The sequence below is a fragment of the Fibrobacter sp. UWS1 genome, from assembly GCF_002300445.1.
GTDB lineage: Bacteria > Fibrobacterota > Fibrobacteria > Fibrobacterales > Fibrobacteraceae > Hallerella > Hallerella intestinalis.
On record NZ_NSGW01000001.1, the window covers coordinates 237,497 to 252,984 of the forward strand.

The following is a 15,488-nucleotide window of genomic DNA, read 5'->3' on the forward strand; positions in this document are numbered from 1 at the left end:
CGATTGTTGATGTTCTGATTGCGGAAATCTTGCTTTTTTGTTTGAAAAATAAAAGAGAACCCGTTCAATGCCGGGTTCTCTCGAATTCCGTACGAATCTTTAGGCGAGCCGAGAAATCATGTAACCCGCACAAATCGCCGTGCCGATGACTCCCGAAACGTTCGGTCCCATGGCGTGCATGAGGAGGAAGTTCTGCGGGTCGTACTTGGCGCCTTCGAGCTGGGAAACACGGGCAGCCATCGGAACGGCGGAAACTCCGGCGGAACCGATTAGCGGATTTACCGGATTGTTCGGGGTGCACTTGTTCATGATTTTCGCAAGCAGAAGACCGCCAAAAGTCGAAAATCCGAATGCGACGACCCCCATTGCGATAATCAGCAGGGTCTTTGGCTGGAGGAAGATGTCCGCAGCCATGGTCAATCCGACGGATGTTCCGAGGAAAATCGTGACGATGTTCATCAGCTCGTTTTGCGAAGTCTTGACAAGGCGGTCGACCACGCCGGATTCCTTGAAAATGTTTCCGAGCATAAGCATGATGATCAGTGCGGATGCATCGGGAACGACCAGGACGCAGATGACCATCACCATGACGGCGAAGACGATGCGTTCGAGCTTGCCGACCTTGCGAAGGCTCTTCATGCGAATGACGCGTTCTTTCGGAGTGGTCATCAGGCGCATGATGGGAGGCTGGATCAGCGGAACGAGAGCCATGTAGGTGTAGGCGGCGACTGCGATAGGGCCTATCAGGTGCGGAGCAAGCTTATTCGCCGTGAAGATGGACGTGGGACCGTCCGCCCCGCCGATGATGCCGATGGACGCCGCTTCGCCGAGCGAAAATCCGCCGAACGCGACGCATCGGAAGTATCCCTACCTGCTTCGGGGCGTGAAAGTAACGCATGTGAACCAGGAGTGGAGTACCGACATCACCTACATCCGGCTCAAGCACGGGTTCGTGTACCTGACCGCGATTATCGACTGGTACAGCCGCCGGATACTCGCATGGAGGCTCTCAAACTCGCTGTCGTCGGACTTTTGCGTGGATGTGCTTCTGGAGGCCGTAGGCAAGTACGGTTGGCCGGAGGTGTTCAATACCGATCAGGGTTCGCAATACACTTCCGAGAAGTTTACGAAGTGCTTCGAGGACGAGGGCTGCACGGCGAAGCTGTCTATGGACGGCAAGGGCCGTTCACTGGATAACGTGTATATCGAGAGGTTCTGGCGAACGCTCAAGTACGAGGACATTTATCTGAAAGGCTACATGGACATGAAGGAGTGCTTCAAGGGAATCAAGTCGTTCATTGACCGGTATAATGACCGTCGCAGACACTCATCCCTTGAAAATCACACCCCTTCGGAGGTATATTTTAACCATGTGGTCCTAAAGGTGGCTGCATGACGAAAACAGTTCAACTAAGAAATCGGTTTTTCCTGTCGAAAAAAAAAACGACCAGTTCAGTATTTCTAAAACATTTCAAAAATGTTCAGGCAGTTCATGAACGAACGGAAAAACGCCCGAAAATCTTCAGGCGACCCGTGGGCGAGCAAAAATGGCTATAAAATGCGCAGGTGGACGGTTTCTTTTTAAACACGCCTGAACCCGCTTGAAAAGGAATTTTTTTTGAACACGAGAATTCTGTGGAAAATTTTATGGGCGACGGACTTCAGGCCAAAATGCGCTTTTGGATGGCGGGTGATTTTTCATCAGGGAGCGCTTGTTCCGAACCCAAGACCTGCCCCCTATCCCCCGCCACACTTTATAGGCAACGCTTCCTTTAAGCGAATTGCCCCTTCCAGGGATACTTCAACTACGGAATCAAAGATTCCATTCCAAGGAAGCTTTGCTGGCTGGAATCGGTCGCTGAACCTGCCGAAGCAATTCTCAGAGCAAAGATTATTTTGCCGCTTAGCGCCTGTCGTCAGGATTCAGGAGGCTTGGCGAAACAAATAATCTTGACGTTTACGGATAAGCCTGGGGGAATATAGACTTTTATATGTTTTCTGGATCAAAAGCGGGCGAAAATCGCTTAAAGTTTCCGAAAAGGATAGGAATGACTTTGGGAATTCCCCTGAACTTTCAAAATGTAATGCCCCGCAGGAAGATTTCGGATAGAAATTTCTCCCGACTTTTCATGAACTCCCTGCATCAGCACTTCTCCCGACGAAGAATAGATTTTCCAGGAGCAACATCCCGACAAGGCTTTCGGCAAAAAGAGGGTTTCTTGAAAAAGCTGCGGACGCCATGGGGTTTTAGAGATTCCCGACAAAATCGCAGAATAGGCGTCGTCCTGCGGAATGGGAGAATTGTCAAAGCCTTCTTCGCCGGCTCGGGTAATCGCCAAAATCAGAGTGCCGTCTTTGACAATCACATTGTCCGGGTGCATATCCACTCGGTTTTCGTCAAAGGTCCAGTTGCCCGTATTCCAGCGATCCGTATCAAAAGTATCGAAATCGTCCGTCCATTTCAGCGTAAAATCCGAACCGTTTTCCCCAGCGCCCGGCGTGTATTCATAAACCTTCACCCAGTTGATGTACTGATACATCGGAAGCACGGCGTCGTCAAAGGCTCCCACCCAAGAAGTCACCTCCGACGACCAGAGATTGAAACGCAGGTCCTGCGGTTTAACCATGGCTTCGACCTGTTTTTTCGTATCGTTGGAATCGCGAACCGTCCGCCGGACTTCATTCCCGTCGATGCTCCAAGAAATATAGTTAGGCGTCCATTCCATAGCGTAGGTGTGGTAAGTTTCATTTGCCGCCGGAGAAATCGAGTGATGCTTCTCGCTCGTCTTTTTGGCATTCGCCGAGCCGCTGATGATATTGGACTGGAAACTTGCCGGGGATTTTCCCAGCACTTCGATGTCGATTTCCACCCAAGGTTCCGGGTCGCCCTTGTAGGAATCGTTGTAGTAAAGAAACATGGAACTGACCAGTCCCGAAGCGGCAGCCATGCGCATTCTGGCCTCAAATTTGCCGTACATAAATGTTTCGCTGCTGAAAAGTTCAGCACCGGAATAATCTTTAGCCAAAACAGATGTCATTGCCATTGTTGCAACCCAAAAAAGATGTTTCCATTTCATATTGACCTCGTCGTTTTTTTTGTTGCAGAATTTCCTTAAAAAATTGAGCAACCGTGTCCATTTTAAAATAAAATTTAATTCGGGAAACGCATTAGTTTATATCGATTAAAAGCACAAAACTGTATCAATCACATCAATGCAAGATTTTTCAAAGAACGATTTTCTTGAAATAAAAAGTAGGTAGTGTCAAGGTTTTTTCGCAAAAATAGTTTGTTCCAACATCAGATTTAGGCTACATTTCCTTTCTTTCCGATTTTTTCCTGTTCCCGTTTTAGCTCGTTTTCCTTTTCCAGCTCGTAGAGATGCTTCATGTTCAGGTGCCTCTTGGTCCCCATTCCTTCGATGCGAGGTGTCTCAGCTTGGCGCAGACAAGCATCAGGGCCGATTCTCCGTCCGGGAAGCTGCCAACAACCCGTGTTCCGCCGACGTATCTCCCGATTGAGGCGCTCAAGGATATTGTTCGTCCGGATGTTGCGCCAGAGCAGGCTTGGGAGCTCTAGGTACGTCAGCGTTTCGCCCACGCCTTTGGCGTACACATCCGCGGTCGAGTTCAGTTTCATCTCGCGCTGCTTGCGCTCGACGTCCTTTATCTTTGCCAGCGTCGCTTCCCTGTCCTCCTGCGCATAGGTCGCCTTTGAGCCCGGCTTCGTCGATTTTGATTATATTTCTTTCCATAGGATGCTTCTTTTTTAGGGTTGATTTGTAGTTATTTCAAATCTAAAAATTGAAACATCCTATTTTTCCCCCTTACTGGAATTTGCAAAAGAAAATATACGTTACCAAAAACTCTAACGTTTATAGACATAGACAAATCGGATGGAACATTATATATCTCAGTCCCTGAAACTGTTTGGGATTCTTTATGCGCTTAAGGAATTCGTCCCGAAGCGACTTGTCGGTTGTTTTCTTGGACATGAATGATTCCCTATCCGCCCCAAATTTAGGAGTCGAAAGCGGACATTTTGACCTGAAGAAGGGGGGATAACTTGTCTGCCACTTTCTCTACCCAAGTTCCACAATTTCCATTTCCCTTCTCAATTCATCTTCCCTTATATTCAAATCTTTTTTGAAATATGGGCATTCTTTTGGCGGATTTTTTTCGCGTAACGGATTTTTCGGCCTTCCCGCCTTTTTGTATCGTATGCAAATATAATCCCCACTATTTGATTTCTTCAAAGACCAACATAACCGGCAACAACACAAGTCTTTTTGTAATGCTTTGTAATACAAAAGGAGAAAAACATACATATCCTCCATTCCGCCATTCGTTCTTGTAAAGATTCCCTCTTTTATAACATTTTGCCTTTTGGGGGAAGATGTCAATTCAGTGCATTTTTTCGGACCTATATGAATTTTTCCGCTCGCGTAAATTGTGAATTTGAAAACTTCATGCTGAATTTCTCCAGGCTCGGCTTTTTCTTTGGCGGATTTTCGTCGCTAACGCGACTTAGGTTTGTAGTTTAACTTGCGTATAAATATACTCTAAAGGGGTCATAAAGTCAAGCCTTTTTCGAGGCCTGTTGTTCAGTTTATCCTGTATCCAGCGAACTTTCCGGGGAGAGATTCCCTTGAACGACTCCTTCTTGGGAAGATATTGGCGTATTAGACCGTTCATGTTCTCGTTGGCACCGCGCTCCCAGGAGTGGTACGGGTTCGCAAAGTAGTAATCCGCCTTCATAGCTTTCGCTATTTCTGCGTGACAGGCGAACTCCTTCCCGTTGTCCGAAGTGATTGTGAGAATCTTGACTTCGAACGTTTTCTCAAAGTCCTTCAGCGCCCTCACAAGCGTTCTCTTCAGGTCTTTCGCGTTCTTCGTCGGAAGATACCTTATCAGGCTGTAATTCGTCATCCTGTCGTTGATCGTGAGCAGGTTCGCGTCATGGTCCGCGCTGTTTATCAGGTCTATCTCGATGTCGCCTACGCGTGATTTCTCGTCCACGATTGCCGGACGTTCCTCGATGGGCACGCGGCCTACAATCTGGCCTCTCTTGTCCTTCTTCTCCCCGCGCTTACGGTATGGTTTCTTGCCGTGCCGCAAGTGCTTCTTCAGGTCCTCGTCCTTGTTCACATGCCTGTATATCGTGGCGACGCTAGGGACACCCATCCCATCGAGTTTCGCGCGTCCGTTCACCTGTTCGGGAGAGTAGTCTTCCTTGATTTTCCCGTCCACGATTTTCCAGTCGTCCTCGTCGTAGTCGTAATGCAGGTGACTTGTCGCGGCAAGGAGGTCTGCCCGTTCCTGCGACTTGACCGGGTCGTAATGCTGGCGGCCGCCGCCCCTGTTTAGTTCCCTGTAGATTGTGGATTTGTGGACCTTCAGCTGCAAGGCTATGTTTTTCGGGGGGATCTTTGCCGCATTGAGCGCTCGTATTTCGTATCTTTGTGCTTGGTTGAGACTCACCGCCATGTCCTTTTTTGGTAGAATCGGCAAGGTAGAAAAGTTTCGGCCAGGTTCCCCAGGGGCTAGCCCTAGGGAACTTTTTTTCTTCCCGATTCAACCTATATCAGTCGCATTGACGGTGAAAATTCGCGTTTGGAATCCTGCTTAAAGCCTGGGAAACGAACATTATCGAAACCATTTAGGCCCTTTTTCAATTGGCAAATGTCTTTTTCATTGTGTACAGTGACATCGATTAAGCGACGAGGTGTTTCGAGTTCAAGCTCAAAATTTTCTGTACTGACACGAACCTCTATAGAAGAATCCTTCGAAATGTCATCTTTATAAAAAACCAAATCCGTCCGATACGAAACGTCTTGAAATTTATGGTCTTTTTCACACTTTAAATAGTGATATTTCGATTTCAAATCATATTGTTGCGTTGTTGAAACTTTACAATCTTGACTATAACAAGGGCATTGGTCAGCTTGACTACAGCGACGAGATTGACGGAGCGTAATTATGAACTCCGTAGATTCAAGAAACGCCCGATGAATGGCAGCAACAGCCGCACTTCTCAAATACATCTCATCCTTACAGTAATCATTATTTTCTACATGAGCAAAAGCGTAATTACCATCGTCTTTAACATTCAAAACAACTTCTTTTCCACAATGAGGACAAGAATAGGAATGCTTTATTGCATCGAATTCTCCTGGAACCCTAAAGTCAATTAGTTTGTCCGAATCATCTATCGCAAAATGACGTACGATTTCTTCGTCATCGGTTTCATCTTCATCTTTCTTCTGAGAATTACGGGCAAATGATGGACGCTCCAACAAGCCAACGCCATATTGTTCGCTGTATATCCATTTTCTATTTTCGGAGCTTTGCGTAATGAACTCGCGAAGTTTTTCTTTATCCTGTTCACATTTATTCAAATCTATTTCAACGCAATCAATGCGAGCAGAAATTATCTTGCCTGCCTTTTGTGCATCAACTTCATGGGAACGCTTAAATTCTATCCAAAGGTATTTACCGCCATAATAGCCGACACAATCGGGTCTTAATTTCAACTCCGGATAATTTTTCTCGGTATCGACACGATCAAATTGCAGGACGCCTGCATTATCGGGCAAATTAACGCAAAAAGATTCTTTAAGAATTTCCTTTGCCAAACAATGTATCGCCGATTCAACTGCGCCAACACAATCGGCTCCATCCTTATGAGCAAAATGGTGCGCCCTTTCATTGCCTCCGTTTTTCGCCTGAAGGGGACTTTCACAGTGGGGGCATTTGCAACCGCAAGAAAAACCATTCGGCACGCTATCAATGTGTACCGGTTTCCCATTTGCATCAAGGGCATAAATGAGATTTGGCTTTGGTTTTTTGACGGTTGGAGACATCAGGCTAATTTTTTAAGACTCTCAAGATTTCACCTCTTCTCCACGGCTTCGATTTCGTCTCGATCGGTCACCCCATAGAGTTTATACACAATTTCATTTACTCGCTTTTCCAGATCCGCGGAGGACTCGCCAGTTTTCTTGGCGGCGATGATTTGGTCGGCAACCGCACCCAGTTCTTCAAACATTGACTCATTGTTTTCAGTTCGCTTTGGAATTGGCAGCGAATCCACTTCATAACCATTTACATTGCTGGATGTACTCGTGGCCTTAAAAACAAAATTGAGTAGTTTTGAATTCAAAAGAGCCATCAAAACGGAGTTTGGCAAAACATCCTGATGTTTCATATAGTTGGCAGAATTCGCCAAAATCATATTTGGTGGAATAATCATTGCCTTCAATCTAGTCTTTTCATTAATTCCGGTCAAACCTTGAATGGCAACACGAGCATATCCTATTTGCTTTATTTTTTCTTCCGAACATTGTTCAAAGAATCGTTTAACATCCACATATTCAATTTCTCCTTGCGAAATTTCCTCATTAGTCGTTTTTAAAATGTAAGGTGCAATTTGAACGCCTTTGATTAGCATCGTTTGGTTTTCATCAAACGACAAAAACTTTTTACCCATTGTCATGTCCAGTTCCCCTGTCAAGCATTTTGCAATAGAGCCTAAGGGCTGATATAATTGAGGATTGCGCAATTTTATCAATAGGTTATATGTTGCACGAGAACACAATGGGAGTTGCATCAGCAAAGGACTATAGACTTTGACATCATCAACAGAATATGAAGAATAATTGCAGGGAATTTTTCGTTCAAATGATGTGCCGATTTTTATCATCTCGCTAGTTTTTTGGTTAGAACTCAGCAATATTACTGTTGACATTTTGGCATCTTCAAAAACACGGCGACGAACGGAATCTCTTTCTGGGAACACATCAACATTTAACAAGGAATGCTGCTCTAAAATTTTCTTTCTGATTTTCACAGAACTTGTATCCGTAAGAATGCCAAAGGGGACAATCATGCTAACAAAGCCATTCTTTTTTAGCAATCGAAAACCTTGTGCGTAAAAGACTTTTGCTGCATTTATCATTCCCTCGTCGGCTTCAGGGAAGCGTTTTCTAATCAAGTCGATTACGTTTTCTTCTTGCGTGAGTGCCACATTTTGATTTTGCTTTTTATTAAACAAGCCATACGGCGGATTCCCTATCACGGCGTCAAAGCCCACGAAGCGTCCCTGGTCATCCAGGATTTCGGGGAACTCGAACATCCATTCGAGCGAGTTGGAAAAGTCGATAGTGTCGTCGGCCTTGTTCGCGTATTCCTCGAACATTTCCAGCACGCCTTCTTCTACCATGCGGCTTTTTAAGCTGGCGATTTTTTGACGGAGGGCAATTTTGGAATTTTGCGTTCCTCCGGCTTTGTATTCCTGCACGCAGTTGCGGTATTCGACGAGGGAATTTTTCAGGCTGTCCTTTTTGCGGTCCGCTCGTTCGTCATGGGTGAGATAGTCGGCGATGACCCGCCCGTTTTGTACGGGATATTTGGAGAGCAGGCTATCCCCCACCTTGATGTTGATGTCGATATTCGGAAGGGTTTCCAGCCGCGTGAATCCGCTTTCTTCGGTGTAATAGGCATTTTTCAAAAGTTCAATCCACAAGCGCAAACGGCAGATATGGACGGAGTTGGGGTTCAAATCCACGCCGAAAAGGCATTTTTCGATGATGTTCTTTTTCTCGTGAAAGAGCGCTTCTTGAATGCGCTGGCGTTCTTCGTTTCCGGGCTTGTATTCAAAGGGTTCGCCTTCGTCGTCGAGGGCGGAAAGTTCGTCGTTTTCGACTTTGAGTTCCAAGTCCATGCGCTTGATGCGTTTACCGTGGGCATCGCGGAAAATGTTCAGCTGCGATTTGATGGCGAGCATCCGGTTCAGCGCCGAGACCAGGAAATGCCCCGAACCTACGGCAATGTCGGCTATGCGGATATCGTCCACAATTTTGTTGGCTTCTTCCACGTCGTCGATTTTTCCGGAGACTTCATCCAAATTTTTGCAGTTCCAATTTTTCGTTTCGTTGAATTTCTGGACGACGCATCTTTCCAGCACGTCACGGGCCATGTAGTCGGTAATGAATCCGGGAGTAAAAAAGCTGCCGTCCTTGTAACCGTTGATTTTTTCGAAAATGAGCCCGAGAACGGAAGCGTTGATGAGGGTCTTGCTGGTGGATGTGACGCCGCCTTGAGAATCGCTGGCAAAGTCGTAGGCATCGAGGAAGCGGAAGATGTATTCCAGGTTGTGCATGGAACCCTTCGCCCGTTTGCCCCGCTCGTCCTTGAGCACGGTTCTATTGAAAATTTCGATGGGCACATCAGGGATGCCGCGGATTTTCAGTTTGTCTTCGTCTTCGGTGGGTTCGAACAAACTGCTGTTCAGGTAAGGCACGTTGGGGTAGCGTTCCAGAATTTCCTTGTCCCGAGTTTCGATTTTTTTGCCCAACACCTTGAAAAAGAAAATATTCAGTTCATCGAAATTCGCAATTTTATCGATACTCATGAACCGGTAAGCGGCATCGCCCTTTTGATACATCAGAATTTGCGATTCCACCAGTTTCAAAAACAGCAAGCGGTTCACCCAGGTAATGCAAAGGCGGAGTGCCATGGATTCGCACTTGGCTTCGTCGGGAATATCCATTTCGAGTTGGTAAATCGCGCTTTCGAGGAGGCTCGCCTTGTCGCGACTCCCGGGCTTTTTGCGGCAGATGACTTTCTTACCGCCGTCCTTGACTTCTTCAAGACCGATGATGTGCAGGAGTTCCGCGTAAAAGTTCTTGTTCAGACTGTTGCTGTCGTTCGCGAATGGCTTGGCAAGGAGGGTTTCGGGCGAGAGGAATTTGTAAAGCGGGAGAAGTTGTTTCTCGCCATTTACTCCTGCTTTCGCAGAGGAGCCTGAATGGATTGCTTCGCTATCGCTCGCAATGACGCGTTTGTCATCATTGTCGTGGGCTTGAATCGCCACATCCGCAAGGGAAAAACGGACGACGTTGATGTCGCAGGTTTTAAGGAAGTCGTCGATGGCGGGTTTTGCAATTTCGTTGTAAAAATCGGAAGTCTTGTTTCCGCTCATCTGATTGGCTTCAAACTTTTGAAACTGCTCATAAACCGGGTTCGACTTGGACGCAAAATAGCGCACAAAATCCTTCACGTCAAAAAAGAACCATTCGTCAAAATTCGTGATGACCAGATGTTTGATTTCGCGATTGCCAAAACGGATGTATTCCAGCATAAAGTAATACACCAGCTCTTGCAAAGACTTCACGTTGGGCTTTGACGCGCTGAACATTTCCGCTGCATTCGTCGGGGATTTCACTTCGATGATCACGGCGGGTTTTGCATTGGTATCGTTCCCATTGAAAATCGCCAAATCGATGGGACGCTTCACCTGCACCGAATAATCCGGATCGAAAAGTCCCCGTAGGAATTTCCAAATTTCCCCTTTGTGATATTCTTCATCGCGCTCGGGATTGCGTTTCTTGTACAAGTTCACGAGGGACGCACTGAACCGCTCCATATTTTCAACGGACACGGGAATTTTCAAAAATGCGGAATTGACGGACTTTTTTGGATGGATAAAATGGATAGACATACAAGGGAAATATAAGTTAAAATGGGGAGAAAACTGTTGCATCCCAAAGGCGTAATTTCGTTTCTGTGCCGCCTTGAATCTACATCTATAAAACAAAAAATCCCATGCATTCCGGCAGCGGATAGCCCCGCTGAAGTCGTGCACAGGATTTCAAAAAAAATGCGCTTTAGTTTTCGGATTCGCCGTCCGCAGGATTTTCCGCATCAGGAGCATCTTCGGCGATTTCTACCGGCGATTCTCCTTCCGAACTTTCCGCTCCTGCTTGCGCCTCGGCACTTTCCTGTTCGATATCGTCATCGCTCGGCAATGCTGTCGCGTCTTGAACCTTGTCATTTTCTGCCAAGGTAATCGCTTTTACGCCTTGAGAAACACGCCCGGTCAAACGGATGCTTTCTACAGGAATGCGAATCACTTGCCCTTCACGACTGGTGATAATCAAATCGTAGTCGTCGGCAACGCTATCGACAAATACGGCACTGCCCGTTTTTTCGGTGATGTTCAGATTGCGAACTCCCTTGCCGCCACGACGCGTAATGCGATACGCCGCCGGCTCAGAACGTTTGCCATAGCCGTTTTCGCTAATGGTCAGAACCTTGCGCTCGGATTTAAGCCACAACAGGGCTATCACTTCGTCAGCGTCCATCAAACGGATGCCCCGAACACCATGCGTCCCGCGTCCCATGGTGCGCAAGCTCGAAATCGGGAAGGTAATCGCCTGGCCGTTCTTTGTCGCCAGCATCAACAAGTCCTTCGCCATATTCGAGCTGTCCACCGGTTCGTCGGCGGATTCCACATCGGATTCTTCCACTTCGGCAACATTCGCATCGTCGTCGATGTCTTCGCCGCGGGCAGAAGCTTCCATTTCTTCGGCGGTGACGCCCACCAAGAGGACCTTCACCAGTTCGTCACCCTCGTCCAGAGTAATCGCATTGACTCCCGAACGGCGCGGATTCGAGAAAACCTTCAAATCCATCTTGTTGATAACGCCATTTTTAGTGGCGAAAACGAGGCAATTATAGCCGCCGAATTTGCGCACGGGGACAATCGCCGAAACTTTTTCGCCCGTAGTCAGATTGACAAAATTGACAATCGGTCTGCCCTTGCCGTTCCGCGAACCTTCCGGCAGGTTGTACACTTTTGTCCAATAGACCCGACCTTTATTCGTAAACACGAGAAGGTAGCTGTGGGTGCTCGCCGTGAAAATCGACTGGATATTGTCTTCGTCCTTAAGGCCTGCACCGATGATTCCCTTGCCGCCGCGATTCTGCGCCTTGAAAGTCCCGATGGGAAGCCGCTTCACGTAGCCTTCTCGGCTCAAAGTGATCACCTGCTCCTCTTCCGGGATCAAGTCTTCGGAATCGTAGTCCTGCACGGCGTTTTCTATCGAAGTACGACGTTCGTCCCCGAATTTCTCGGTAATCGCATCGAGGGTTTCCAAAAGAATCTGCACCCGGCGTTCCTTGCGGGCGATGATGTCTTCCAAATCCTGGACCGTAATGACCAGCTGCTGGTATTCGTTTTCGAGCTTTTCGATTTCCAGCCCCGTGATACGCTTGAGCTGCATATCCACAATGGCCTGCGCCTGGATGTCGTCAAACGCATATCTGTCTTTCAAATTCAGCTTGGCATCTTCGGTGCTCTTTGAATTTTTGATAATCGCAACGACTTCATCGACATTGCTGCACGCCACGCGGAGCGCTTCCAAAATGTGCATTCTGGCCTGCGCCTTTTTCAGATCGAATTGCGTCCGGCGAAGGATGACTTCCAAGCGGTGATCCACATAGTAGCGAATCATGTCCTTCAACGGAAGAAGGGTCGGCTGCGTCCGGTTCACCAGAGCGAGGTTGTAAATGCTGAACGTGTCTTCAAGCTGGGTGTACTTGTACAGGTTGTTCAGGACGATGTCGCCCTGGAAATCCCGCTTGATATCGACGACGACGCGCATCCCTTCCCGGTCGGACTCGTCGCGGATGTCGCTGATGCCATCGATTCGCTTGTCGCGAACCAGATCCGCCATGTTCTTGACAAGGAGGGCCTTGTTCACCATATACGGGATTTCGCTGATAATCAAACGTTCCCGGCCTTTGGCGTCCTTTTCAATTTCGACACGGGCGCGAACACGAACCCTTCCACGCCCCGTCAGATAAGCATCGCGAATACCCGCTCGACCGCAAATAATGCCGCCCGTCGGAAAATCCGGTCCCGAGACGTAATTCAAAAGTTCTTCGCCGGTAATGTCGTTGTTTTCGCAATAGGCATGAATCGCCCGCGTGACTTCGCGCAAATTGTGCGGGGGGATGTTCGTCGCCATACCGACGGCAATTCCCGAAGAGCCGTTCACGAGCAAGTTCGGCAACGCAGCAGGAAGAACCAGCGGCTCGTCGAGAGTCTCGTCGTAGTTCTTGCCCATGTCCACGGTTTCTTTGTCCAAGTCGTCCAGCATCAATTCGCCGACTCGGGTCATCTTGGCTTCGGTGTAACGCATAGCGGCAGCACTGTCGCCATCGACAGAACCGAAGTTGCCCTGCCCGCGAACCAGCGGATAGCGCAACGAAAAATCCTGGGCCATCCGGACCAGCGTATCGTAAGCGGCGGCGTCCCCGTGCGGGTGGTATTTACCGATGACTTCACCGACAATACGCGCCGACTTCATGGTCGCCTTGTCCGCAGTCAGTCCCAGCTTGTGCATGGCGAACAGCACCCGGCGGTGCACCGGCTTCAGTCCGTCGCGAACGTCCGGCAGCGCACGAGCAACGATCACGCTCATGGAATAACGCAGGTAGCAGTCCTGCATTTCGCGTTCGATGAGGGAATCGTAATGCATTCCCGGAGTCAATTTTATTTTTTCATCAGCCATTGATTTTCCTCGATTTTTGTCTTAAAAATTCTGTTGAACAAGCCGAAATAGCGGGGAGAGGTCGCTTTCCAGGGTCTGATCCACCGTCATCGGCGTGATAGACGCATATCCCCTGTGCAAAGCCAGATCGTCCGAATTGGCGGCAAAGGTTTCGGGCAATTTGCAGCCATCCAAAAAGAATTTGCCGTCTTTTTTTTCGTAATGGTCCGTGAACATGGAAACGCTCTGCCTCGCCACCCGGTAGCCGGCAAAAGGGGCCTTCTTTTCGTCGGGGAAATTCACGTTCCAGAAAGAATGGGCGGGCATCGTGCGATAGAGCCGTTCCTCGATGATTTTTTGCGCAAACCGCGCGGCCTCGTTTTCCATAACGGAAGTCGCCCCGAAACAGAGCGAGAGCGCAACCGCAGGGACACCCCAAAGCGCCGCTTCCCGAGCTCCGGCGACCGTTCCCGAATACAGCGACGAAACCCCCGCGTTCTCCCCGTGGTTGGGTCCCGAAAAAACGCACTCGATAGGGCGATCCTTGAAAAGCTCCTGCAAGCCGAACTTGGTGCAGTCCGCCGGCGATCCGTCCAGCGCATAAAAATCCGCCGGGATTTTGCCCGGAATTTTTTCCAGCGAATGCCCTGCAAAACCTTGAAAGGAATGCGAAACGCCGCTCTGTTCCGTCTTGGGAGCGACGACATAGACTTTAGCCACTTCCGAAAGCGCTCGCGCAAATCGTTCGAGATAGGCGCTTGTGTATCCGTCATCGTTTACAAGTAAAATTTCTGGTTTCGCATTTGTAGCCATTGCGCATTAAATGTAGAAAAATTCTACATTTGCGTGCGTATGAACAACCTCAAGATGCAGACTCCACCGCTTCCCAAAGGAACGCGCGATTTTTATCCCGAATCCATGCGGATTCAAAACTATATCTTTGACACTTGGCGCAAAGCCGCTCTCCGTTTTGGCTACGAAGAATACGAAGGTCCCATGTTCGAGCATCTGGAACTTTACACCGGAAAATCCGGCGAAGAAATCGTTAGCCAGCTCTACGATTTTAAAGACAAAGGCGACCGCCATATCGCGCTCCGCCCCGAAATGACGCCGACTCTTGCCCGTCTGGTCATTCAAAAGGGCAACTCCCTCCGAAAGCCGTTCAAATGGTTCAGCATGCCCCGCCTTTTCCGTTACGAACGCGCCCAGAAAGGACGTCTGCGGGAATTCTTCCAGCTGAATCTGGACATTATCGGCACAGAAAGCATTTATGCGGAAGCGGACCTGCTCTCGGCGATCGCCTCCATGCTCAAGGATTTCGGTCTCAAAGACGACGACTTTTGCATTGGCGTTTCCAGCCGAAAACTGCTGAACGCCTACCTTTCCGAAATCGGAGTCGCCGACGTTTCCAAAGTCTATCCCGTTCTGGATCGCCGCCTGAAAATCGAAAAGAAGGATTTTTACGCGGAACTTGCCGACGCGGGGCTTTCCGACGAGCAGACAAGCAAGCTCGACTCCCTGATGGACTGCAAAAGCATCGACGACGTCGCCGCCAAAATTCAAAGCGACGAATCGAAAGCCGCGCTCGACGAAATCCGGCAGCTCTTCCACACCCTCGAAGTTTCTGGAGCGGGAAACTCGGTCGCCCTCGACCTTTCCATTGTCCGCGGACTCGCCTATTACACCGGGATCGTTTTTGAAGTTTTTGACAAGGGCAAATCCATGCGGGCAATCGCCGGCGGTGGACGTTACGACAGCCTCACGGAAAAACTCGGCGGGCAGAAAGTCCCCGGGGTCGGCTTTGGCATGGGCGACGTCGTGCTGGCCAATCTCCTCGAAGAACGCGGCCTTCTCCCCTCTTCCAAGCAATCCGTCGATTTTTTCGTGGCAAGCTTCACCAACGATCTGGACAAGATTTTTGCCGTAGCGAGCAAGCTCCGCAATCTGGGATTCAACGTCAATCATCCGCTTTCCGCGGCAAAGCTCGGCAAACAGATGGAACAGGCCAATGCCCAAGGCGCCAAAATCGTCGTCTATGTCGATGGCGACAAGGCTCCCGAAGGCGGATTCGAATACAAGATTCTCGCATCGGGAACTTCCGGCGCGGGCTCCATCCACGAAATCACGCAGCTTGTCAAATAGGGCAAAAGACGC

At 48.8% G+C, this 15,488-nt stretch carries 8 protein-coding genes and 2 pseudogenes; 2 read left to right on the forward strand and 8 right to left on the reverse strand.

Translation table 11 applies throughout. From position 1 onward, the window contains the following. Positions 1–99: 99 nt before the first annotated feature. Positions 100–843: pseudogene (locus tag BGX14_RS00965) on the reverse strand (sodium ion-translocating decarboxylase subunit beta); the annotation flags it as partial. On the opposite strand from BGX14_RS00965, the gene BGX14_RS00970 reads away from it, so the two are divergent. Next, the gene (locus BGX14_RS00970; protein WP_369833014.1) at positions 812–1,396 is read left to right on the forward strand and encodes an IS3 family transposase; all 585 of its coding nucleotides are present in this window, start codon (positions 812–814) and stop codon (positions 1,394–1,396) included. The pseudogene BGX14_RS00965 and the gene BGX14_RS00970 overlap by 32 nt on opposite strands. Before the next feature lie 628 nt (positions 1,397–2,024). Here BGX14_RS00970 and BGX14_RS00975 read toward each other — a convergent pair. From BGX14_RS00975 to surE, 7 genes and pseudogenes are all read right to left on the reverse strand, one after another. Then, positions 2,025–3,077, reverse strand: a complete 1,053-nt coding sequence (locus BGX14_RS00975; protein ID WP_095879751.1) for a family 16 glycosylhydrolase — start codon at positions 3,075–3,077, stop codon at positions 2,025–2,027. 227 nt (positions 3,078–3,304) lie between these two features. Continuing rightward, positions 3,305–3,700 (reverse strand): annotated as a pseudogene (locus BGX14_RS00980) (transposase); the annotation flags it as partial. 824 nt (positions 3,701–4,524) lie between these two features. Continuing rightward, positions 4,525–5,484 (reverse strand): IS30 family transposase, encoded by a 960-nt coding sequence (locus tag BGX14_RS00990; protein WP_095878741.1) that lies wholly within the window; start codon positions 5,482–5,484, stop codon positions 4,525–4,527. A gap of 92 nt (positions 5,485–5,576) precedes the next feature. Next, positions 5,577–6,860, reverse strand: coding sequence for a competence protein CoiA family protein (locus BGX14_RS00995; protein ID WP_095878812.1), 1,284 nt, complete (start codon positions 6,858–6,860; stop codon positions 5,577–5,579). Positions 6,861–6,889: 29 nt separating this feature from the next. Next, the gene (locus BGX14_RS01000) at positions 6,890–10,498 is read right to left on the reverse strand and encodes an Eco57I restriction-modification methylase domain-containing protein (protein WP_158223187.1); all 3,609 of its coding nucleotides are present in this window, start codon (positions 10,496–10,498) and stop codon (positions 6,890–6,892) included. Between the two features lie 166 nt (positions 10,499–10,664). Then, positions 10,665–13,355: a DNA gyrase subunit A gene (gene gyrA, locus BGX14_RS01005; protein WP_095878814.1), complete on the reverse strand. Its 2,691-nt coding sequence runs from the start codon at positions 13,353–13,355 to the stop codon at positions 10,665–10,667. Positions 13,356–13,376: 21 nt separating this feature from the next. Continuing rightward, on the reverse strand, positions 13,377–14,147 hold the full coding sequence (surE, locus tag BGX14_RS01010) for a 5'/3'-nucleotidase SurE (protein ID WP_095878815.1): 771 nt from the start codon (positions 14,145–14,147) through the stop codon (positions 13,377–13,379). A 39-nt stretch (positions 14,148–14,186) separates the two neighbouring features. On the opposite strand from surE, the gene hisS reads away from it, so the two are divergent. Next, positions 14,187–15,476 (forward strand): histidine--tRNA ligase, encoded by a 1,290-nt coding sequence (gene hisS / locus BGX14_RS01015; RefSeq protein WP_073304609.1) that lies wholly within the window; start codon positions 14,187–14,189, stop codon positions 15,474–15,476. Positions 15,477–15,488 lie beyond the last annotated feature (12 nt).